Here is a 21,715-nt window from a genome sequence, read left to right as displayed (position 1 = left end):
CATCAAAAAACACAATGTCACCCAAACCGGCTCGATTGAGGCCTGGCTTTGGCGACGCTGGCAATCCTGGCAGGCCTAAGGGCCGAGCCGTTACGATTGCTGCCGGTAGCACACGCGTCCTTTGCGCATCTTGCGCATGTTCCATGTACCGGCAAGTTTTTTGATAACCCACCGCAGGGTTTGTGCACTATGCACACTCATACCCTGACGGCATGGAGAGAAACATGACCGAACTCGAATTCAAATCGCTGGCCCAGCAAGGCTACAACCGCATCCCCCTGATCGCGGAAGCGTTCGCCGACCTGGAAACCCCGCTCACCCTGTACCTGAAACTGGCGCAGGCCCAACAAGGTGGCAAGAACACCTTCCTGCTCGAATCCGTCGTCGGCGGCGAACGCTTCGGCCGCTATTCCTTCATTGGCTTGCCCGCCACGACCGTGTTGCGCAGCTATGGCAAACGCACTGAAATCGTCAAGAACGGCAGCGTGATCGAAGAACACGAAGGCAATCCGCTCGACTTCATCGAACAGTTCCAGTCGCGCTTCAAGGTCGCCCTGCGCCCCGGCATGCCGCGCTTCTGCGGCGGCCTGGCCGGCTACTTCGGCTACGACACCGTGCGCCACATCGAGAAAAAGCTGGCCGGCGGCGCGCCGAAGGATGACTTGAACCTGCCCGACATCCAGCTGATGGTGACGGAAGAACTGGCCGTCATCGACAACCTGTCCGGCAAGCTCTACCTGATCGTCTACGCCGACACCACGCAGCCCGAATCGTTTTCGAAAGCACAGCAGCGGCTGAAGGACTTGCGCATGATGCTGCGCCGCGGCGTCGATGCCCCCGTCACCAGCGCTTCCGTGCGCACGGAAACCATCCGCGACTTTTCCAAGGAAGACTACCTGAAGGCGGTCGCCAAGGCGCATGAATACGTGATGGCGGGCGACCTGATGCAGGTGCAGATCGGCCAGCGCATCCGCAAGCCGTATGTCGATTCACCGCTGACCCTGTACCGCGCCTTGCGTTCGCTCAATCCGTCGCCGTATATGTACTTCTATAATTTCGGTGACATGCAGATCATCGGCGCCTCGCCAGAAATCCTGGTGCGCAACGAGAAGACGGCGGACGGCGGCAAGAAAGTCACCTTGCGTCCGATTGCCGGCACGCGTCCGCGCGGCGCCACGCCCGAGCGCGACGCCGAACTGTCGGCCGAGCTGCTGGCCGATCCGAAAGAGATCGCCGAGCACGTGATGCTGATCGACCTGGCGCGCAACGACATCGGACGCATTGCGGAAACGGGCAGCGTGCAAGTCACCGACCGCATGGTCATCGAAAAGTATTCGCATGTGCAGCACATCGTCTCGAACGTGGAAGGCACCCTCAAGGAGGGCCTGTCGAACCTGGACGTGCTGCGCGCGACCTTCCCCGCCGGCACCCTGACGGGCGCGCCGAAAGTGCGCGCCATGGAAGTGATCGACGAACTGGAAATCACCAAGCGCGGCATCTATGGCGGCGCCTGCGGCTACCTGTCGTTTGGCGGCGAAATGGATGTGGCGATCGCCATCCGCACGGGCGTGGTCAAGGACGGCATGCTGTACGTCCAGGCCGCGGCCGGCATCGTGGCCGACTCCATCCCCGAAATGGAATGGCAGGAAACGGAAAACAAGGCGCGCGCCGTGCTGCGCGCCGCCGAACAAGTGCAAGATGGCCTGGATGGAGGGTTTTAAGATGCTGCTGATGATCGACAACTACGACTCCTTCACCTACAACATCGTGCAGTATTTCGGTGAACTGGGCGAAGACGTGCGGGTCTACCGCAACGATGAAATCACGATCGAACAGATCGAGGCGCTGAACCCGGACCGCATCTGCATCTCGCCTGGCCCGAAAGCACCGGCACAGGCGGGCATTTCGGTGGAAGTACTGAAACACTTCGCCGGCAAGAAGCCTATCCTCGGCGTATGCCTGGGCCACCAGGCCATCGGCGATGCGTTTGGCGGCAAGGTCATCCGCGCCAAGCAGGTCATGCATGGCAAAACTTCCCTCATCGCGCATACGGGCGTGGGCGTCTTCAAGGACATCCCCAGCCCCTTCACAGTGATCCGCTACCACTCTTTGGCGATCGAACGCGCCTCGCTGCCTTCCTGCCTGGAAGTGACGGCGTGGACGGACGACGGCGAAATCATGGGCGTGCGCCACCGGGAATACGATATCGAGGGGGTGCAGTTCCACCCCGAATCGATCCTCTCGGAACACGGCCACGCCCTGCTGAAGAATTTCCTCGAGCGCTGATCCCATGCGCACGCCCCGGCGTGCCATCAGTGTCCTCCTGCGCCATCATTGAAGAAGGAAGCATCATGCCGATCACCCCACAAGAAGCCCTGCTGCGCTGCATCGAACACCGCGAGATCTTTCACGACGAAATGCTGTACCTGTTCCGCCAGATCATGTCCGGCGAAATGTCCCCCACCATGATCGCGGCCCTCACCATGGGCTTGCGCGTGAAGAAGGAAACCATCGGCGAAATCGCCGCCGCCGCGCAAGTGATGCGCGAGTTTTCCACCAAGGTGCCCATGGCCGACACCACCAACCTGCTCGACATCGTCGGCACGGGCGGCGACGGCGCGCACACTTTCAATATTTCCACCGCCTCGATGTTCGTGGCGGCGGCAGCGGGCGCGCGCGTGGCCAAGCACGGCGGGCGCAGCGTCTCGTCCTCGTCCGGCAGCGCCGACGTGCTGGACTCCCTGGGCGTCAACATCAACCTGCAGCCCGAGCAGATCGCCCAGTCGATCGCGCAAACGGGCATCGGCTTCATGTACGCGCCCAACCACCATGCGGCCATGAAGCATGCGGCGCCCGTGCGCAAGGAGCTGGGCGTGCGCACGATCTTCAATATCCTCGGTCCGCTGACCAATCCCGCCGGCGCGCCGAACATTCTGATGGGCGTATTCCACGCCGACCTGGTCGGCATTCAGGTGCGCGTGCTGCAGCGCCTGGGCGCGCAGCATGCCATCGTCGTGTATGGCCGCGACAACATGGATGAAGTATCGCTGGGCGCGGCCACCATGGTCGGTGAATTGATCAACGGCGAGATCCGCGAATATGAAATCCATCCCGAAGATTTCGGCATGTCGATGATCGCCAGCCGCAACCTGAAGGTGGCCGATTCCGTCGAATCGAAGGCCAAGATGATGGAAGCGCTGCGCGGCGAACCCGGTGCGGCCGCCGACATCGTGGCCCTGAACGCGGGCACGGCGCTGTACGCGGCCGGCGTGGCCAGCTCGATCGAAGATGGCCTGGCGCGCGCGCGCACCGCCGTCAGCTCGGGCGCCGCGCTGGCGAAACTCGCTCAATTCGTGCAGGTCACGCAGCAGCTGGGCACCCCGGCGCAAGCGTAAACGCCCTGCCCTCCTTTATAGAATAGCGACCATCATGTCCGACATACTCGATAAAATCCTGGCCGTGAAAGCCGATGAAGTGGCCAAGGCCAAAGCCCGCCGCAGCCTGGCCAGCCTGCGCGGCGACGTGGAAAGCGACAGCGCCCTGCGCGCCGGCCTGCGCGGCTTTGAAGCGAGCCTGCGCCAGCACATCGCCGCCTGCAAGCCCGGCATCATCGCCGAAGTGAAAAAGGCCTCGCCGTCGAAAGGCGTGATCCGCGCCGACTTCCGCCCGGCTGATATCGCCGCCAGCTATGCGGCGCATGGCGCGGCCTGCCTGTCCGTGCTGACGGATGAGCAGTTCTTCCGGGGATCCGTGGAGTACCTGCAGCAGGCGCGCGCCGCCTGCGCCATCCCCGTGCTGCGCAAGGATTTCATGGTCGACATGTACCAGATCTACGAAGCGCGCGCCATGGGCGCCGACTGCATCCTGCTGATCGTCGCGGCGCTCGACCATGGCCTGATGGCGGAGATGGAAGCGTGCGCCCACGAACTGGGCATGGGCGTGCTGATCGAAAGCCACGACGGCGACGAACTGACGGCGGCCCTGAAACTCAAGAGCGCGTTGATCGGCATCAACAACCGCAACCTGCGCACCTTCGAAACGTCGCTCGACACGACCATCAAGCTGTTACCGCGCATCCCGCAAGACAAACTGATCATCACGGAATCGGGCATCCACGGCACGGCCGACGTGCAACGCATGCGCGATGCGCACATCCACAGCTTCCTCGTGGGCGAAGCGTTCATGCGCGCACCCGACCCAGGCGTGGAGCTGGAGCGCCTGTTCAGTTAAACCATGGTAGGCTGGCAGCCATGAGACACGCGATCACCGTTCTTGCCGCCGCCGTCCTGCTGTCGGCTTGCCAGACTGCGTCCCCGCCGGCGGCGCCCACGAGCACGCCCGCGGCCCCTCGCACGCCGGCCTCGCTACAGCTCGCGGCCAACATCGACGCCTACAAGGCGCTGGTGGCGCAGCAGATCATGGCGGCCAATGGCACATATACGTTCAGCGGGCGCCTGCCGCCCATGCTGCCGGCCATCGTCGTGCTCGACCTGAGCGTGGGCCCGGACGGCGAGCTGAAAAGCGTGCATGTCCACCGTTCGCGCGACAGCGATGCATCGGCCGCGGCGCTGGCCGCCGTGCGGCGCGTGCAAGTGCTCTTTCCGCCGGCGGGACACCTGATGCGCCGCCACGCCAAAACTTTCGATTTCTCCGAAACCTTCCTCTTCAACGAGCAGTACCGGTTCCAGCTGCGGACCTTGTCCGGTCCGCAGTAATCGCGGCAGCATCGAGCTCAATGCGGTCGCGTCCCCGCTCCTTGGCCAGGTACAGGGCCGCATCGGCGCGCGACAGCAATTCTTCCAGCCCCTCCACCACCGATGCCTGGCAAGCGACGCCGATGCTGACCGTACACGCTGGCAGTCCCGCATGACTGGACTCGCGCAGCAAGGCGCGGATGCGTTCGGCCACGCCCAAGGCATTATGCACAGGCATATCCGGCATCAGCACGACGAACTCCTCGCCGCCGAAACGCGCCACGCAATCCGATTCACGCAAGGCGCCTTTGATAACAGTGGCCACATGCGCCAGCACCTGGTCTCCCACCGCGTGACCGTAGCGGTCATTGATCGATTTGAAGTAATCGAGGTCGATGCTGAGCAGTGTCAGCGGCCGGCGGCGGCGCCGCAGATTGCCGATTTCGCGCGCATAGGCATCGCCAAAGCCGCGCCGGTTCAGCACCTGCGTCAGCGGATCATGGGTCGAGCGGCGCTCCAGTATCTGCTGCAGGCGGCGCGTCGCCACCGTCATGAAGCCCACCGTCAGCAGCAGCGCCATGAAATTGGCGACCGCCAGATAGATGCCGGCCGGGGTGGCGGCCACCGCCAGGTTCACGCTGGCGCCACCATGCAGCAACGCCGACACGCCGCGCGCCAGCACCACGCCAGCTTGCAGCAGCATCAGCGCGCCAAAGAAGAAACTCGAGAAATGGCGCTCGCCATGGCGCCACACCAGTTGCACCTGGCGCGCATAAAACAGGAAGACCAGCAGGGAGAAGAGCGCCACGCGCGCGGAGAAATCGGGGCGCACCAGCAGACACCAGCTATTGCCGGCGATGGCCAGGACAAGTATCAACAGATAGGCGCGGCGACTGGGCGCCAGGCCAAAGAATTTCTCCGTGCCCAGCATCGACAGGCCGATGCCGGCCACCAGGGCCGCATTGGCCGCAATCATGGACAATGCCGACGGCAGCACCTCGCGGGTGCCGAAAAGCAGAGACGCGCACACCAGCAGCAGCAAGCCGGCAGCCCAATGCCCCAGGCCATGCACCTCGCGCCGGAAACTGCGATACACCGAGAACATGACGATGCTCATCGCCCCGCACATCAGGGTCGTCATCAGCATAATCGTTCGAGGATCGAGGGTTTGCACGTTGGGCACGATCTAAAAGAAGCAATTCGGCAATTTTAGTTTAGTTAAAGAAAAATTAGTTCATTTGCAGTAAATATGACGCTAATGCACCAATATCAGCGGTTTAGTTGCATTTGAGAAACTGCACCTTGAAATGAAAAACCGGCCAGTGAGGCCGGTTTTCTGTCTTACTGCATGACAAACAGCATCATGCCGCGCTAGGACGCTTCGGCCCCGTGGCCTTCTTTGGCGCCGGCAGCAGGGTCAAGCTGACACCGGGCACACGGTCGCCCTGCAGCACGGCCGCAAACGTCATCAGCTCGTCGCGGCGGAAGGCGTGGATGTCTACCGTGGCGCCGACCGCGTAGCGGCCCAGCAAGGTGTCCAGATTGGTGCCCGTTACGCGCAAGCCATCGATGGCCACCAGCACGTCGCCCGCCGACAAGCCAGCTACGTGGGCGGCGCCGCCCTGGTGCACCTGCGCCAATTTGGCGTCGTTGCCGTCGCGGCCCAGGTTGACGTCCAGGCTGGATTTTTCCGCCTTGCGCGCATCGCTGTATTTCACGCCGAACGGCGCCAGCAGGCGCGCCAGCGGCACGTCGTCCGTGCCGCGGATGTAGCGCTCGAAGAACGGTTTCATGCGCGTGCCGGAGACCTCGTCGAACAGGGCTTCGACTTCGGCCGGCGTCACGCCGCGCGCCTTACCCTTGTAGAAGTCGCGGCCATAGCGCTGCCACAGCGCCTGCATCACGTCGTCCAGCGATTTCTCTCCATTCGTCTTGCTGCGCAGCGTCAGGTCGAAAGCCAGCGCGATCAGCGAACCCTTGGTGTAGTAGCTGACGATGGCGTTCGGCGCGTTTTCATCCTGGCGGTAGTACTTGCCCCAGGCGTCGAAGCTGGAATCGGCCACGCTTTGCCTGGTGCGGCCGCTGCCGCGCAAGACGCTGTTGACGGTTTTCCCGAGCAGCTTGAAATAGGCCGCCTCGTCGATCAGGCCGGCGCGCACCAGCATCAGATCGTCGTAATAGCTGGTGAAGCCCTCGAACAGCCACAGCAGCGGCGAATAGCTTTCCGCCTGCAGGTTGTACGGCGCAAAGGCGGCAGGCTTGATGCGCTTGACGTTCCAGGTATGGAAGTACTCGTGGCTGCACAGGCCGAGGAATTTCAGGTAGCCGTCGCCGATCTCGGTGCTGGTCGACGCCGTCGTCGGCAGGTCGGCGCGGGCGCAGATCAGCGCCGTCGAGGCGCGGTGTTCGAGGCCGCCGTAACCGTCGCCGACGGCCATGGCCATGAACACATAGCGGTCCATCGGCGCTTTCTTTGTCTTCGGCTCGAAGAAGGCGATCTGCGTTTCGCAGATGGCTTTCAGGTCGCGGCACAAACGCGGCAAGTCCAGGTTCGGCACCTTGCCCGTGACGACGATATCGTGCGGCACGCCGTGCGCCTTGAAGGTGGCCAGCGCGAAGTCGCCCATTTCCACCGGGTGGTCGATCAGTTCATCGTAGTTGGCCGCCTGGTAGCTGCCGAAGCCGTAGCGCTTGGCTTTCAGTTCAGGCAGGGTGGTGGCCACTTTCCAGCTCTTGCAGGCCGCATCCTTCGGCTGCACGATGTGCACTTCATGGGCATCGGATTCCTGGCCCAGCACGCGCAGGAACACGCTGGTGCCGTTGAAGAAGCCATGGTTCTGGTCGAGGTGGGCGGCGCGCACGGACAGGTCCCAGGCGTAGACGTCGTATTCGACGGTCAACGGGCCCTTGCACGGGGCGGCTTGCCACGAGTGCTTGTCCAATTTGGTCAGTGCCACGGCCTTGCCCTCGGACTCGGCGCGGATGCTGACGATATTGCGCGAAAATTCGCGGATCATGTAGCTGCCCGGAATCCAGGCCGGCAGGGCAAACACCTGGCCGATGGCGGCAGGCGACTTGACCGTCAACGTCACCTTGAACATGTGGCCGGCCAGATCAAAGGCGGCGATGCTGTAGATGATGCCGGCGGCGGGCGCCTTGGCGATGCTTTTTTTAATTGGAGCTTTTTTCATGTTTTCCTCGTGTCTGGCTTATCTTCCCGGGAGCGCCACTGCCCCGCCTTACAAATCGTCAGGTGTATCAATATCGCGCAAGATGCCGCCGTCGTCCACTGTCACTTCGCACACGGCATGGCTGTTGACGATGCTGCGCGCGCCCTGGTCGCCATCGAGCGCCAGCAGCAGCGGCAAGTGATAGGCACTGAACGCGACAGGATTGCCGCGCCGGCCCTGGAACACGGGCACGGCGATGCGCGCGCCATCGCCGATGGCTTGCGACAAGGCGGCGATTGTAGCCGCTTCCACGTAAGGCATGTCGCCCAAAGCGATCAGCCAGCCCGGCGCACCGCGCACATGGTCGATGGCGCAGGTGAGCGAGGCGGCCATGCCCGTGTCGGCATCATGGCAGACGCGCACCTCGCAGCCCAGCGCACCGAGTGCGCGCGCCACCTGCGTGTCGTCGGCGCGCACCACGGCCAGCACGCGCGGCAAGGCGGCCAGCATGTTCCTGGCCGCTGCCACTACCACGGGCAAGCCCGCATGCGGGCCTTCGGCCAGCGGTTGCAATAATTTGTTCTGTACGCCGGAAGGGTCGAACCTGCGTCCCCTTCCGGCTGCCAGCAAAATGCCGACCGTACTCAAAAAGCCGCTGCCGTCATGCGGCCGCCAGGTCGAACGGCAGCTTGCGCAGGCGCTTGCCCGTCAGGGCGAACAGCGCATTGGCGAATGCGGGCGCCAGCGGCGGCACGCCCGGCTCGCCCATGCCCGTCGGCGCGTCGCCCGACGGCACCAGGTGCACCTCGATCACCGGCATGTCGGGCATGCGCGGCACCGGGTAGTCGCCGAAGTTCTGCTGCTCCACCACGCCATCCTTGAGCGTGATGGCCGCGCCGGGTATCGTCATGCCCAGCGCCATCAGCGCGGCGCCCTGCACTTGCGCTTCGATCGTCAGGGGATTGACGGCCAGGTTGCAATGCACGCCCGCCCACACCTGGTGCAGCTTCGGTGCGCCTTCGACCACCGATGCCGTCACCACGTAGGCGACCACGGAATTGAACGACTCGTGCATGGCCACGCCCCAGGCTTGCCCTTTCGGCAGCTTCTTCCTGCCGTAGCCGGACTTCGCCACGGCCAGGTCCAGCGCGGCGAGGTGGCGCGTGTGCTTCGCGTCGATCATCTGCTTGCGGTAGGCGACGGGGTCCATCTTCGCCACGTGCGCCGCTTCGTCGATCAGGGTTTCCATGACAAAGGCCGTATGCGTCGAGCCGACGGAGCGCCACCACAGCACGGGCACGTTCGCCTTGGCCGTGTGCACGGACAGCTTCATCGGCAGGGTGTACGGCTCGCCCATGCCTTCGACCATGGTGCCGTCGACGCCATTTTTCACCATGAAGGCTTCGAACGGCGTGCCGGCCATGATGGACTGGCCCACGATGGTGTGGTCCCAGGCGAGGATCTTGCCCTTGGCGTCGAGGCCGATCTGCGCGCGGTGCACATGCGATGGCCGGTAGTAGCCGCCCTTGATGTCATCCTCGCGGCTCCACATCAGCTTTAACGGACCGCTCTTGCCCGCCGCCCGGTACGCCTTGGCGACGTTGACGGCTTCGACCACGTAGTCGGACGAGGGCACGGCGCGCCGGCCAAAGCCGCCGCCCGCCATCATCGTGTGCAGGGTCACCTGCTCCGGTTTCAGGCCGGAAGTAGCCGCGATGGCCGCCTGGTCGCCCGTCTGGAATTGCGAGCCGACCCACATCGTGCATTTGTCGGCCTGCAGGTCGACCACGCAATTGAGCGGCTCCATCGGCGCGTGCGCCAGGTAGGGGAATTCGTAGACGGCTTCGATTTTTTTCGGCGCCTTGGCCAGCTTGCCCATGTCGGCTGGCTTGGCAACGGTGCCCGGCGTCCTGGCAAGCGCCTTGAAGGCCGCTAGCTGCTTGTCGCTGCTGACCTTTTCCACGGCGCTGCTGTCCCACTCGATCACCAGCGCGTCGCGCCCCTGTTTGGCCGGCCAGTAACCGTCGGCGATGACGGCCACGCCGCTGCCGCCACGGTCGGTTTTGACTTCCAGTACCTCCAGCACGCCCTTGATGGCTTTCGCCTTGCTGGCGTCGAATTTCGCTACCTTCGCGCCAAACACGGGCGGGCGCGCCACCATGGCCACTTTCGCGCCAGGCGGCTTGAAGTCGATGCCGAACTGCTGTTTTCCCGTGGACTTGGCGGCCGCGTCCAGGCGTTTCACGGGCTTGCCGATGATGGCAAAGTCGCGCGGGTCCTTCAGCTTGACGGTGGCGGGCACGCTCTGGCGCATGGCCGCATCGGCAAACTCGCCATACGTCGCCTTTTGCCCGCCGGGGCCATACAGCACGCCTTTCGCGGCGCGCACCTGGTCGGGATTGACTTTCCACTGCGCGGCGGCGGCGGCCACCAGCATGGCGCGCGCCTTGGCGCCGATTTCGCGGTATTGCGTGAACGAATGGGCGATGCTGCCCGAGCCGCCCGTCATCTGCATGCCGTAGGCGGCATCCTTGTACTGCTCGCCGGCTGGCGCCAGCGCGCCGTGCACCAGGCTCCAGTCGGCGTCGAGTTCCTCGGCAATCAGCATGGGCAAGCTCGTTTGCACGCCCTGGCCGAATTCCAGCCGGTTCACCTGCACCGTCACCGTGTTATCGGGCGCGATATGCAGGAAGGCGTTCGGCGCATACACGGGCTTGGCGGGAGCGGCATCGGCCGCCTGCGCCAGCTTGCCTGCACCCGGCAGGAAAAAGCCCAGCATCAGGCCCCCGCCGGCCACCGCGCCGGCCTTCATGAAACCGCGCCGCGAGACGCCATCGGCCGCGCCAACCACAGCCACCGGCGCCGATGCCAGCGCCGCGCCCAGAGTCAAGCCACCGTGCTGCAATGCTTCCTGATTCAACCATTCGATACGCATGTCGCTCTCCTCAGGCCAGGGTCTTGGCCGCGTCCTTGATGGCCGCGCGGATCCGTTGATAGGTGCCGCAGCGGCAGATATTGCCGCTCATGGCGCCGTCGATGTCGGCATCGCTGGGCGACTTGTTGGTGCGCAGCAGCGCCGTCGCGCTCATCACCTGGCCGCTTTGACAGTAGCCGCATTGCGGCACATCGTGGCGCACCCATGCCGCCTGCACGGCCTTGCCCACCTGGTCGTTTTCCATCGCTTCGATGGTGGTGATCTTTTGCGCGCCGACAGAGGAAATCGGCGTGATGCACGAGCGGATGGGCTGGCCATCGAGGTGCACCGTGCAGGCGCCGCACAGGGCCATGCCGCAGCCGAACTTGGTGCCCGTCATGTTCAGGTTATCGCGCAGCGCCCACAGGATGGGCGTGGATGGATCGGCGTCGACCTGCGTGTCGCGTCCGTTGATATTCAAGGTAATCATCTGCTGCTTCCCCTTTTTTGGATTGTTATGGCGTCTACAAACAACACTTGATGATACGACAGCGGAAAAAAGTGCAAAAAAAAGCGCGCCTTGCGAGGGCGCGCCGTCCAGCCTTCCTGGCGACAGCCCGGATTACTTAATGGTCGAGAATTTCTGTTCCAGCGTTTTCGCATCGACTGCGCCCGGAATGCGGCTGCCGTCGGCAAAGAAGATGGCCGGCGTGCCCGAGACGCGCAATTGCTGGCCCAACGCCAGGATTTTTTCATGCGGGTTGGCGCAAGTGGCGGCCACCGTGGCTGGCGCCTTGCCGTTCAACATCCAGTCATCCCAGGCCTTGTTGCGATCCGGCGCGCACCACACATTGCGCGACTTGACGATGGAATCGGGCGACAGGATGTTGTACATGAAGGTGTAGACAGTGACGTTGTCGATTTCCTTCAGCGCGTTCTGGCGGAAGCGCTTGCAATAGCCGCAGTTCGGATCTTCGAACACGGCGATCACGCGCTTGCCATTGCCCTTGACGGTTTTCATAGCCGAATCGAGCGGCAGGTCGGAGAACTTGATGCGGTTGACTTCGTCCAGGCGCACCTTGGTCAGATCCTGCGACGTCTTGGCGTCGAACACGTGGCCGACGAACAGGTATTGCGCGGCCTTGTCCGTGTACAGGATGTCGCCGCCCGTGCGCACTTCGTACAGGCCGCCGTACGGGGTTTCCTTGACCGAATCGACCTTGGCGCCTTCGCCCAGGCGCGGCTCGATCAGTTTTTTGATGTTCGCTTCCGTCGGCGTTTCCGCGCCGGCGCACGACATCATCAGGCCCGAGGCCATCAGCAAGGCGATTTTGCTCATGCTTCTGTTCATTGTTATCACTATCACTTCTCCACTTGAAACGCCTGGCGGGACTGGCCTCTGGCCCGGCATCGTTATCTCTTTGACAAAACGATCGCCGCAGACCAGCTGCGGCGACCTTGAATTTTCACTGCTGCCATTATCCGGCGCTATCTTAAGATTTACTGATGTCCCAATGCGTGCGCAATCATTTTTCGCTTCAGGGCAGGTAATTTATCCAGCAAGTTTAATCCCAAATTGCGAACCACGCGCAACGGCTCCAGATCGGCGCCAAATAACCGCGCCAGGCCATCGGTGGCCAGCTGCATCAGCAGCACGTCTTCCTTGCGCGCGCGCGCATAGCGGGCCAGCACGCGCTCGTCGCCGATGCCGCGGTGCGCTTCGCGCTCGCCGATCGTCTTGACCAGCTGCGCCACGTCGGCAAAACCCAGGTTCATGCCGTGGCCCGCCATCGGGTGCACCACGTGGGCGGCGTCGCCAACCAAAGCCACGCGCGGCGCCACCATGGCGTGCGGACGCATCAGGGTCAGCGGGAACGCGCGCACCAGTTCCGGCTGCAACGGCGTCAGTTTGCCCAGTTTATCGTGGCAGTACGCGGCCAGGCGCGCGGCCAGGGCATCGGCCGATTCGGCCATCAAGGTATCGGCCAGCGCATCGGGCGCCGACCAGACCAGCGAAACGCGGTCGCCCGGCAGCGGCAGCAGCGCGACGATGCCTTCGCTGCCCGTAAACCACTGGTGTGCCGCGCCATGGTGCGGCTTTTCGCAGGCGAAGTTGCTGACCACACCGCGCTGTCCATACGAACGGTAATCGAGGCCGATATCGCACTGGCCCCGCACCCACGACTGGGCGCCGTCCGCGCCCACGACGAGGGCGCAGGTGATGGTATCGCCGCCATCGAGGTGCACGATGGCAGAATCATTCGTCCATTCCAGGCGGCTGGCGCGGCCCTGCACCACATTGACGTTCGGCGCGAATTTCAGGGCGGCGTCCAGCGCCTGCCCCAGGTTGCGGTCTTCGATGATCCACGCCAGCGTGCCCACATGGGCGCCGTAGGCGTCAAAACCGAGTCCGCCCGCCTGCGCGCCGTCGCCGTTGACCAGCATGGCGTCGACGGGTGCCACCCTGTCGGCGTCGAGCGCGCCCCATACCTTCAGCGACGACAGCAACTGGTGCGCCGTGTGATTGAGCGCATACACGCGCACATCCCAGCTGGCTTCGACCGGCTTGACGGAAGATGCCGGAGGGCTCACCGGGGATAACAGGGTGACGCTTTGTCCTGCCTGGGCAAACGCCAGCGCTGTGGTTTTCGCGATGGCGCCGTTGCCGACGATGCAAACGTCGCTGTGGCTATGCATGAAGCGCCGCATGGTGGGGGAAGTGGGACTGTTCATGCGGTCATTATAGCGTTTGCCGCCCCCGTTTCAGCATGCTTGCGCGCCAGAGAAAACGGGGGAAGCCAAAGATTTTGACTATTCTTGATCCTGGCGTAGAAATGCCTGCGCCCGTTCCAGCACTTCATCGCGCCCGGCACGCAAGCCGGCCACCGAGGGCGCGGCCAGGATATGCGGCTGCACGCCCACTCTTTGCAGCTGGCGCCCATCCGCATGGCGCACTTCCAGGCCCGAATACCAGACATGGACATTTCCAGGAAGCACTACTTCCCGCAAGTCGCCATTCGACCCCGCGCTGGGCGCACCGATGAAGGTGACGGGCGTGGCCGCCTCCAGCATCAACGCCAGGTGTTCGGCCGCGCTTTGCGTTTGCTCGTTGATCAGCATGACGACCTTGCCCCGGTACAGTGGCCCTCGCGCGGGAAAGAGAGGGTCCACATACGCCAGTTGCGCACCATGGCCCGCTTCCAGCGGCATTGCCAGCTGCTGGTACGAGGTGGAAAAGAAGGCGGCATGATTGACATTCAGGCGCCTGGCAATGGCGCGTCCTGTCGCGTGCGGATAGCCGCGCATGTCGAGAATCAGCGCGCGGCTGTCCTCGATGGTGTCAAACATGGCGTCGACTTCTTCGGGCAGCAGTCGATCCAGGTCGACATAGGCGATGCCCTGCTCCAGCCGCACGGCAGGCAAGGCATGGCGCAAGGGCAGCGCATCGCCCAGCGGCGTTGGCTCCAGTGTCACTATGCGCCGCGCCCCATCGCCGCCAGAGAGCAGCAGTTGCACCTTGCTTCCGGCCGGGACGATCAGCATCTCATACATGGCCTTGCGCCAGTGCCCCGCATCCGTCGAGGCGGCCGTCATGGTGCGCAAGCGCGCGAGGCGCACGGCCACGTCTTCGCCATCGATACTGATGATCTCATCTCCCGCATGCAGCAGGCCAGTGCGCTCCAGCGCGGGGTCGGTCACGCCGGCCACCACGATCTGTGCGTCGATGCGCGCAAGCTGCACCCCCAGACCATGCGTACGCTCGTTCCAGCCCAGCGCCCGGCTAGCCGTGCCTACATGACTGTCATCAAGATGCACCGCCATCGCCTGCAGCGCCAAGCCATATTCTCGGGCATCCTGCACTCCCTCCATGCGGCGCAGGCAGACGCGCAGGGCCTCTTCCCAGGAAGTGTCCATCAGACGGCGGGCGGGAAAGTACTTATCCATGGTTGCCCACAGCTTGATCGCCGCCAGCATGCGCCATTCGCGCTGCGGAAAACGCATGTCGCGATACGCGGCATCATCCTGCCGCACGGAGTAGATGGCCGCTTGCGCCACAGGCGCCACTCTGCGGGCCGGGCGCGCCAGCAGCGCCAGCGCCGCCTTCACGGGCGCGCTGCCCTGGCCCGTTGCCCGGTCCTCGGGCAAGGTCCGGTCGGCATGCCAGAGCGCCACGCTGCCGTCTGGCCAGACCTGCTGGCCAGCGGAAAACTCCACCGGCAGGCCTACGCCCAGCCACTGTATTTGCAGCGGGCCGGCGCGGCTGCGCCACGCCCCCTCCTCGGCCACGATGCGCGCGCGCCCCGCACGCTGCAACGCCAGCAAGGCGCCTGGCACGGGCTGCGTATCGTTCACGATCGCCACCATGGGCAGGGCACGCGCACCGACCGACGGGTACAGGCGCTGCGTTTCCATCTGTATGAAACCGGGCGCGATGCCTTCCCAGTCCTGCGGATCTTGCGGCCGTGGCCCCGTGGAAAAGCGGTAGCGTCCCGCCGGCAGCAACAGCGGCTGGCCGATCAACTGGGCCAGCACCGCGTGCAGCATGACTGGCGACGGCATGGACGGTACTTCAGCGATCGGGCGCAGGTCCAGAATCACCCGCCTGGCACGTGCCGGCAGTACAAACGGCGCGGTATCAAGCCGCATGCCCGGGTGCAGATGCAGCAGCGCGGTATCGCCGGGCAGCCATTCCAGCACGGCACCGTCGGCCGGCCAATGCACGAACTCCTGGCCAGGCACGCCAATACGCAACGCAGCGTCATGTAACGGCGCCATCAGCGTGCGGGCGGCGCCGAGCAAGCTGGCTTCGCTATCCTTGCCCTGCAGTTGCGGCAAGGCAGCGACCAGCGCACGGTCCCAGTCGATGGCGCCATCGGCCAGGGCCGGATGCGTGGCGCGCGCCTCGCTCCACAGCCGCGCCAGCGCGAGCACGTCGCCCTCGCCCGCCTGCGCGGCAGCCATGTGCAGGACGAGCACGGACAGGACCGCCAGCCGCCATTTCACCGTCTGTATCACTTTCAATCACCACTCCCCGCCGGTTCCGCCATGAAAAAGCGCCGCGCATGAACTTCGGGTTCACAAGCGGCGTTGAGTGCTTAATTATCCGGCAACATCATGCGCTACACAAGCGCTCAGACGGATGGACTCTCTCCTTCTGCGTGAAAATGCGGCAGCACGTATTCTGCGATCTCCTGCATCGTCTCGGCCAGCGGGCGGCGGTTCTGCCGCAACTGCAGGCCGATATGCGTCACGCCGGCCGCACGCATGGCGTGCAGCTCGGCGATCAGTCCATCGCGCCCCGCACGCCCGCCAAAGCGGAAGCGCTGCAGCGGCAAGGTCGGATCGTCATACAGGTCGAGGTGGATGAAGCTGACGTAGGGCTTGTCGCCGCCGGCGACGGCGCGCCATTGCGCCGCACGCAGCGCGTGGTCTTCCGGCGTGCCCGGATAGGCGAGCCAGCCATCCATCTGCGCCCCGATCCACGCGGGCGTTTGCTGCGCCAGTCCCGCCACCAGCAGCGGCAACGGTGCGGCAGGCTTGGGCAGCAGGCGGATGCCGGGCGGCAGGCGCGTTTCGCCCCAGTCGCGCAGCATGGCCACCTGCTCGCGGAAGGCGGCGCCGCGCTGGTCGAAATCGCGGCCGAAGACGGGATACTCGACGGGCCGGTCGCCGCTGGCCACGCCCAGCAGCAGGCGTCCGCCGCTCAACTGGTCGACGCTGGCCGCCGCCTTCAGGGTCAATACGGGTTCGCGCAGCGGCAGCACCACGGCGGCCGTGCCCAGCAAGATGTTCTCGGTGATGCCGGCCAGGTAGCCCAGATAGGTAAATACCTCGAAAACCTGGGCCGCGTCGCCGAACGAGGGATCGTACAGGGGCACGTCGCGCAGCCACAGGGCCCGGAAACCCAGGCGGTCGGCCAGCTTTGCCAGCGCCGCATGCTGTTGCAGGTCGGGCTCGCCCGGCACGCGGCCGGAGGCCGCATTCGCCTGGCGCCCCGTGGATGACCAGTCATTGTCGAGCGGCAATTCCAGGCCGATACTGAAACCGCCCTGCCCCAGCTTCGTCATGGCGCCCATATCAATCCCACTGCGGCGCCAGGCCGTCCGGGTTGGCCAGGCGCTCGCCCCGTTCCAGGGTGGCCATCTGCGCCATCTCGTCCGGCGACAAGGTGACGCGCTGGAAATGCAGGTTCGCTTCCAGGTTGGCGCGCTTCGTCGACGACGGAATCACGGCAAAGCCCTGCTGCAGCGACCAGCTCAGGGCCACCTGCGCCGGCGTCACGCCGTGTCTGGCTGCAATCGCCATGATGACCGGATCGACGACCACCTTGCCATACGCGAGCGGCATGTAGGCCGTGACGTGGATGCCCTGGCTGCGCGCAAACTCGATGACGGTGCGGTTTTGCAGAAACGGGTGGATTTCGACCTGCTGCGTGGCGATTTCCCCAGCGCCCACCGTATCGATGGCTTGCCGCAGCTGCGCGTTGGTGAAATTCGATACGCCGATGGCCCTGGTCAGCCCCTGCGCCTTGGCTTCCGCCAGCGCCGCCATGTACTCGGCCACGGAAATCGCATCTTGCGGCGACGGCCAGTGGATCAGGGTCAGGTCCAGTTGCTCCAGCCGCAGCTTGTGCAGGCTGTCTTTTAAACTGGGAATCAGCTTGTCGCGCTGCAGGTTGTCGATCCAGATCTTGGTGGTGACGAACAACTCGTCGCGCGGGACGGCGCTGGCCGCGATCGCCTGCCCCACGTCGGCTTCATTGCCGTAGATTTGCGCCGTGTCGATATGGCGGTAGCCGACGTCGAGGCCCGTGGTGACGGAATCGATGACAACCTGGCCCTGCAGGCGGAAGGTGCCCAGACCGATGGCGGGGATGGCGGTGTGATTGGTAGCGGCGTGCATGCGGTAATCCTCTCAAAGCAATGTCGATGGCCACACTATGCGCCCATCTTTTGTTGAGAAAAATACCGTTTATCTCAAATCATATTTGATCTGTGAGCAACTAAAGCGATACCTATGCAGTAAATCAAGGAAAAGTCGCAGCCGGCTCTTGCATTCCCGTTTTGGTCTGCTATAATTCGCCACCTTGGCCTGGTAGCTCAGTCGGTAGAGCAGAGGATTGAAAATCCTTGTGTCGGTGGTTCGATTCCGCCCCGGGCCACCAAGAATTCGTTTTACATTCAAAAACGCCACCTTCGGGTGGCGTTTTTGTTTGTACTCCGCATAAAAACGGGCCGTTTCCGGCCCGTTCGCTACTACCATCCGGCGCACCGGGCGCCGGGCAATCCCCCTCTTACCACATCAAATCATCCGGAATCTGGAACGCCGCATACGGATCATCCTCGTCCACCTGCGTGCTGGCCTGCTTGACGCGCACGACGATGGCGGGGTCGCGTTCGGCGATCTTGTCGGCGATGATGCGCGGCACCAGTTCCACGGCGCCGCCCAGGCAGACGATCACCAGGCGGCCCGCCACCAGATGGGCTTGCACGGCGGCCGTCACGTAGATGCGCTCGATCTTGTTGTTAAAAGTGAAATTGTAAGGCACGTCGCCGTTGTTGCCCTTGCTCTGGCGATTCTTTTGCACCATTTGCGCGATTTGCGCCACGATGGCTTTCTGGTTGGCGGCCGCGTCGCGCTGGGCGTTCAGTTCGCGCGCGCGTTCCGCGTTCTTGCGCTGCGTCTCGAGCGCGGCCAGGCGCACTTCGTCGACGCTTTGCGTGCCGCTCTTGCGCTCGTCCTTTTTTTGCTTGCTCTTGTCCTGGTTGGCCAGTTTGACCTTCTTCTTGTCGACCAGGCCGGCCTTTAAAAACTGCTCTTGCAACGAGACCATAACTACTCCGTATTGAGGGTGCGCCCGGCCAAGGCAGCGGCATCGGCCGGTGGAAAGACGCTAGCATAGCAAAAAAAGGGGCCGCTGCTGCCGCAACATGGCTGCCTTGGCCAGCGGGCAGGCACTTGACAACGGCCAGTAACAAAAAGAAACACTCGAGTGGAAATTTTGTTGATAAATGTCATATAGTTAGTTACGTTTTGCATATCGGCAGTTGTCTGCCGGTTGCACGTCCCCTTCCACTGACTGCGTCTACAAGGATTTGCCATGAAACAATTAATCGCCCTCTGCATCGCCGCCGCGTTTGCCAGCACCGCCTTTGCCGCCGCACCGGAAGCGGCGCCTGCCGCCAAGACGGCGCAACAGTCGAAAATGACCACCTGCAATGCCGATGCCGCCGGCAAGAAAGGCGATGAGCGCAAAACCTTCATGAAGGAATGTCTGAGCGCCAAGCCGGCGCCGGCCATGACGCAGCAAAACAAGATGAAAACGTGCAATGCCGACGCCAAGGACATGAAGGGCGACGCCCGCAAGGCGTTCATGAAAGAATGCCTGAGCGCGCCCAAGAAATAAGCGCCGCTTCGAAGCGCCAGTGCGCGCTGCACAGCGCCAGCCGACAGGCTGGCTTTTTTTTGCGCCAGCAACACGCCGCCCGGCAGGCAACCATGCTTAATGATCAAGATGACATGGAGAAAGATAACGCGTAGTATTTAATCAACCTACTGCTCAGTACGGTTACACGGCATTCTGGAGAAAGGACGGCAGCGTGGCGGCGTCGAACGATCTCGCGCACTGGCGCGGCCAGGTCTTTGACCGCCTGCTGCAGGTGGTGCTGCTGCTTGGTTTCATCACGGCCATTCCCAGCGCGCTGCTGGCCGCAAGCGAAGCCATCTGGTCCATCGTCGCCCTCGACTTGCTGGCCATCGGCTGGATCGGCGTCATCTGGCATTGGCGCGCCATGCCCTACCGCTGGCGCGTGTGGCAATTCCTCATCGTCGCCTACCTGGTGGGCGTGGGCCTGCTGCTGAAAATCGGCCCCGTCAGCCAGATCTACATGATGCTCATGCCCGTGCTGGCGGCCCTGCTGCTGGGCATGCGGCCAGCCCTGTCGACCCTGGTCCTGACCTCGCTGACCATCTTTTTTCTCGGCCTGCATCCCGACGTCGCCCTGCACCTGCCGGGCACGCCCGATTCTCCCATCCTGCGCGCGCTGATCGTGGCCCTGAACTTCCTGTTCATCGCCGCCGTGCTGACCCTGTCCTGCGCCTTCCTGCTGCGCCACCTGGAAGACAGCAGCCAGGCCTTGTCGCAGCTCAACGCCGAACTGGGCTTGACGGCCACGGCGCTGGCCCGCCTGAACGACATGGTGATGATCGCCGACGTGCTCGATGCCCCGCCCGGCCCCGGCACGGTATCGGCCACGCGCATCATCTTCGTCAACGACGCCTTCGAGCGCAGCAGCGGCTATGCGCGCGCCGAGGTGCTGGGCCGCAGCCTGCTGTTCCAGCAAGGCCCCGCCACCGATACGGGCGAACTGGCGCGCATCGCCGCCGCCATGGCCCTCGCCCAGCCGGCCAGGGCGGAATTGCTAAACTACAACAAGGCCGGCAAGGCGTACTGGGTCGAGGCGGAACTGGTGCCGTTTACGGATGCGGACGGCAAGCAGACGCACTGGGTGGCTGTCGAGCGGGAAATCGACGAGCGCAAGAAATCGGAAGCGGACATCCACCGCCTGGCCTTCTACGACGTGCTGACGGGCTTGCCCAACCGGCGCCTGCTGATGGACCGCATCGGCCACCTGCTGGCCGCCGCGCCGCGCGCCCCTGCCATCAGCGCGCTGATGTTCATCGACCTCGACCACTTCAAGCACATCAACGACGCGCGCGGCCACGCCACGGGCGACGCGCTGTTGCGCCTGGCGGGCGAACGGCTGGCGCAGCTGATGCGCAAGGCCGACACGGTGGCGCGCATCGGCGGCGACGAATTCGTCGTCCTGCTGGCGCACCTGGCCGGTGACCTGGAAAGCGCCGCCCGCGCGGCGGCCCAGGTGGCCGAGAAGATCCGCGCCGCCATCGCCCGCGACTTCGATATCGACGGGCAGTCCTATCATTGCAGCGCCAGCATCGGCGTGACCCTGCTGCCGAAAGCGGGCCAGCAGGCGCACGACCTGCTGCGCGAAGCGGACATCGCCATGTACCGCGCCAAGGCGGAAGGGCGCAACGGCATCGCCTTCTTTGAAGCGGCCATGCAGGCAGGCGTGGAGCGGCGCCTGACCCTGGAACGGGCGCTGGCGCGCGCCCTCGATGCCAGTGAATTATGCATGCACGTGCAGCCGCAGGTCGACCGCCATGGCCGGGTGACGGGCGCCGAATTGCTGATGCGCTGGCCGCAGGCGGACGGCAGCTTTATCGCGCCCGGCATCTTCATCCCGATCGCCGAGGAATCGGGACTGATCGTCAGGCTCGGGCACTGGGCCCTGCGCGAAGCGTGCCGCGCCGCCAGGGTGCTGGCGCAGGCTGGCCGGCCCGTCCCCCTGTCCGTCAACGTCAGTCCGGCCCAGTTCCGCCAGCCCGATTTCGCCGCCCGCGTGCAGGCGGCGCTGGCCGAACACGGCACGCCGGCCGGCGCCCTGATCCTGGAACTGACGGAAGGCTTGCTGATCGACCAGCGCGAAGCGTCGCTGGCGCGCATGCGCGAACTGGCCGCCCTGGGCATCCGCTTTTCCATCGACGATTTCGGCACCGGCTACTCCAGCCTCGCCTACCTGACCTCAATGCCGCTGTACGAACTGAAAATCGACAAGCGCTTCATCGACGACACGCCGCGCGATGCGCGCGGCACGGCCATCGTGCAGGCGATCCTGGCCATGGCGCGCCACCTGGGCTTGCGCGCCGTGGCCGAAGGCGTGGAAACGCAGGAGCAGGCCGACTTCCTGATCGCCCACGATTGCGACGGCTTGCAGGGCTACCTGTATGCGCGGCCGATGCCGCTCGACGACTTTCTCGCCTGGCTGGCCCTGCCCCGGACTTAGCTTTCCGATATTTCCTGCATGAAACTCCTCCGCTAGAATACCGGCCTCATAGCCTGTACCTTCACCATCCCC

The 21,715-nt window shown here is 64.1% G+C and carries 18 protein-coding genes and 1 tRNA gene; 8 read left to right on the top strand and 11 right to left on the bottom strand.

The features are described 5' to 3' along the window. Positions 1-224 precede the first annotated feature (224 nt). The 5 genes from trpE (at position 225) to IGS61_RS21095 (ending at position 4,715) form a co-directional block, all read left to right on the top strand. Complete coding sequence (trpE, locus tag IGS61_RS21115; protein WP_230541426.1) at positions 225-1,721, top strand: anthranilate synthase component I; 1,497 nt, start codon at positions 225-227, stop codon at positions 1,719-1,721. 1 nt (position 1,722) lies between these two features. Beyond that, positions 1,723-2,286 (top strand): aminodeoxychorismate/anthranilate synthase component II, encoded by a 564-nt coding sequence (locus IGS61_RS21110; RefSeq protein ID WP_086145601.1) that lies wholly within the window; start codon positions 1,723-1,725, stop codon positions 2,284-2,286. Between the two features lie 65 nt (positions 2,287-2,351). After that, positions 2,352-3,395 carry an anthranilate phosphoribosyltransferase gene (gene trpD, locus IGS61_RS21105; protein ID WP_230541425.1) on the top strand — a complete coding sequence of 348 codons (1,044 nt, stop codon included), beginning with the start codon at positions 2,352-2,354 and terminating at the stop codon, positions 3,393-3,395. 34 nt (positions 3,396-3,429) lie between these two features. After that, positions 3,430-4,230, top strand: coding sequence for an indole-3-glycerol phosphate synthase TrpC (gene trpC / locus IGS61_RS21100; protein ID WP_230541424.1), 801 nt, complete (start codon positions 3,430-3,432; stop codon positions 4,228-4,230). A gap of 20 nt (positions 4,231-4,250) precedes the next feature. After that, positions 4,251-4,715, top strand: coding sequence for a hypothetical protein (locus IGS61_RS21095; RefSeq protein ID WP_230541423.1), 465 nt, complete (start codon positions 4,251-4,253; stop codon positions 4,713-4,715). On the opposite strand, the gene IGS61_RS21090 is transcribed toward IGS61_RS21095, so the two are convergent. The 10 genes from IGS61_RS21090 to dkgB all read right to left on the bottom strand — a co-directional run bounded on the left by IGS61_RS21090 (position 4,666) and on the right by dkgB (position 17,681). After that, positions 4,666-5,835, bottom strand: coding sequence for a GGDEF domain-containing protein (locus IGS61_RS21090; RefSeq protein WP_230541422.1), 1,170 nt, complete (start codon positions 5,833-5,835; stop codon positions 4,666-4,668). The two genes, IGS61_RS21095 and IGS61_RS21090, sit on opposite strands and share 50 nt — an antisense overlap. Positions 5,836-6,055: 220 nt before the next feature. After that, entirely contained in the window at positions 6,056-7,885 is a 1,830-nt protein-coding gene (locus IGS61_RS21085; RefSeq protein ID WP_230541421.1) for a M61 family metallopeptidase, read from the bottom strand. Positions 7,886-7,933: 48 nt separating this feature from the next. Then, on the bottom strand, positions 7,934-8,512 hold the full coding sequence (locus tag IGS61_RS21080; RefSeq protein ID WP_230541420.1) for a nucleotidyltransferase family protein: 579 nt from the start codon (positions 8,510-8,512) through the stop codon (positions 7,934-7,936). 13 nt (positions 8,513-8,525) lie between these two features. Continuing rightward, entirely contained in the window at positions 8,526-10,799 is a 2,274-nt protein-coding gene (locus IGS61_RS21075) for a xanthine dehydrogenase family protein molybdopterin-binding subunit (RefSeq protein ID WP_230541419.1), read from the bottom strand. A 10-nt stretch (positions 10,800-10,809) separates the two neighbouring features. Beyond that, on the bottom strand, positions 10,810-11,268 hold the full coding sequence (locus tag IGS61_RS21070) for a (2Fe-2S)-binding protein (protein ID WP_230541418.1): 459 nt from the start codon (positions 11,266-11,268) through the stop codon (positions 10,810-10,812). 132 nt (positions 11,269-11,400) lie between these two features. Then, positions 11,401-12,117 (bottom strand): DsbC family protein, encoded by a 717-nt coding sequence (locus tag IGS61_RS21065; protein ID WP_230541417.1) that lies wholly within the window; start codon positions 12,115-12,117, stop codon positions 11,401-11,403. A 161-nt stretch (positions 12,118-12,278) separates the two neighbouring features. Beyond that, on the bottom strand, positions 12,279-13,511 hold the full coding sequence (locus IGS61_RS21060) for an FAD-dependent monooxygenase (RefSeq protein ID WP_230541416.1): 1,233 nt from the start codon (positions 13,509-13,511) through the stop codon (positions 12,279-12,281). Between the two features lie 78 nt (positions 13,512-13,589). Continuing rightward, positions 13,590-15,794, bottom strand: a complete 2,205-nt coding sequence (locus IGS61_RS21055; RefSeq protein WP_230541444.1) for a S41 family peptidase — start codon at positions 15,792-15,794, stop codon at positions 13,590-13,592. A 116-nt stretch (positions 15,795-15,910) separates the two neighbouring features. Continuing rightward, on the bottom strand, positions 15,911-16,855 hold the full coding sequence (locus IGS61_RS21050; RefSeq protein WP_230541415.1) for an LLM class oxidoreductase: 945 nt from the start codon (positions 16,853-16,855) through the stop codon (positions 15,911-15,913). A 1-nt stretch (position 16,856) separates the two neighbouring features. Then, entirely contained in the window at positions 16,857-17,681 is an 825-nt protein-coding gene (dkgB, locus tag IGS61_RS21045) for a 2,5-didehydrogluconate reductase DkgB (protein ID WP_230541414.1), read from the bottom strand. A 186-nt stretch (positions 17,682-17,867) separates the two neighbouring features. Between dkgB and IGS61_RS21040 the strand changes: the two genes are divergently transcribed. Next, a tRNA-Phe gene (locus IGS61_RS21040) sits at positions 17,868-17,943 on the top strand. Between the two features lie 129 nt (positions 17,944-18,072). Here the strand turns inward: IGS61_RS21040 and IGS61_RS21035 are convergent. Continuing rightward, positions 18,073-18,612: a DUF2058 domain-containing protein gene (locus tag IGS61_RS21035; RefSeq protein WP_070223805.1), complete on the bottom strand. Its 540-nt coding sequence runs from the start codon at positions 18,610-18,612 to the stop codon at positions 18,073-18,075. Positions 18,613-18,879: 267 nt separating this feature from the next. Between IGS61_RS21035 and IGS61_RS21030 the strand changes: the two genes are divergently transcribed. Further along, a complete protein-coding gene (locus IGS61_RS21030; RefSeq protein WP_071079602.1) occupies positions 18,880-19,185 on the top strand; it encodes a PsiF family protein in 306 nt (101 codons plus the stop codon). Positions 19,186-19,378: 193 nt separating this feature from the next. Next, complete coding sequence (locus tag IGS61_RS21025) at positions 19,379-21,643, top strand: putative bifunctional diguanylate cyclase/phosphodiesterase (RefSeq protein ID WP_230541413.1); 2,265 nt, start codon at positions 19,379-19,381, stop codon at positions 21,641-21,643. Positions 21,644-21,715 lie beyond the last annotated feature (72 nt).

The sequence above is a fragment of the Janthinobacterium sp. FW305-129 genome, from assembly GCF_020858115.1.
Taxonomy (GTDB): Bacteria; Pseudomonadota; Gammaproteobacteria; order Burkholderiales; family Burkholderiaceae_D; genus Janthinobacterium.
Note: the sequence above shows the minus strand (reverse complement) of the source record. Positions and strands in the feature narration are given on the sequence as shown.

Coding starts and splice junctions, on each gene's coding strand:
- IGS61_RS21065 (WP_230541417.1), bottom strand. CDS start 12,117: ATGAGCAAAATCGCCTTGCTGATGGCCTCGGGCCTGATGATGTCGTGC.
- trpE (WP_230541426.1), top strand. CDS start 225: ATGACCGAACTCGAATTCAAATCGCTGGCCCAGCAAGGCTACAACCGC.
- IGS61_RS21085 (WP_230541421.1), bottom strand. CDS start 7,885: ATGAAAAAAGCTCCAATTAAAAAAAGCATCGCCAAGGCGCCCGCCGCC.
- IGS61_RS21110 (WP_086145601.1), top strand. CDS start 1,723: ATGCTGCTGATGATCGACAACTACGACTCCTTCACCTACAACATCGTG.
- IGS61_RS21030 (WP_071079602.1), top strand. CDS start 18,880: ATGAAACAATTAATCGCCCTCTGCATCGCCGCCGCGTTTGCCAGCACC.
- IGS61_RS21050 (WP_230541415.1), bottom strand. CDS start 16,855: ATGGGCGCCATGACGAAGCTGGGGCAGGGCGGTTTCAGTATCGGCCTG.
- IGS61_RS21060 (WP_230541416.1), bottom strand. CDS start 13,511: ATGAACAGTCCCACTTCCCCCACCATGCGGCGCTTCATGCATAGCCAC.
- IGS61_RS21090 (WP_230541422.1), bottom strand. CDS start 5,835: ATGACGACCCTGATGTGCGGGGCGATGAGCATCGTCATGTTCTCGGTG.
- trpC (WP_230541424.1), top strand. CDS start 3,430: ATGTCCGACATACTCGATAAAATCCTGGCCGTGAAAGCCGATGAAGTG.
- IGS61_RS21035 (WP_070223805.1), bottom strand. CDS start 18,612: ATGGTCTCGTTGCAAGAGCAGTTTTTAAAGGCCGGCCTGGTCGACAAG.
- dkgB (WP_230541414.1), bottom strand. CDS start 17,681: ATGCACGCCGCTACCAATCACACCGCCATCCCCGCCATCGGTCTGGGC.
- IGS61_RS21070 (WP_230541418.1), bottom strand. CDS start 11,268: ATGATTACCTTGAATATCAACGGACGCGACACGCAGGTCGACGCCGAT.
- IGS61_RS21095 (WP_230541423.1), top strand. CDS start 4,251: ATGAGACACGCGATCACCGTTCTTGCCGCCGCCGTCCTGCTGTCGGCT.
- trpD (WP_230541425.1), top strand. CDS start 2,352: ATGCCGATCACCCCACAAGAAGCCCTGCTGCGCTGCATCGAACACCGC.
- IGS61_RS21075 (WP_230541419.1), bottom strand. CDS start 10,799: ATGCGTATCGAATGGTTGAATCAGGAAGCATTGCAGCACGGTGGCTTG.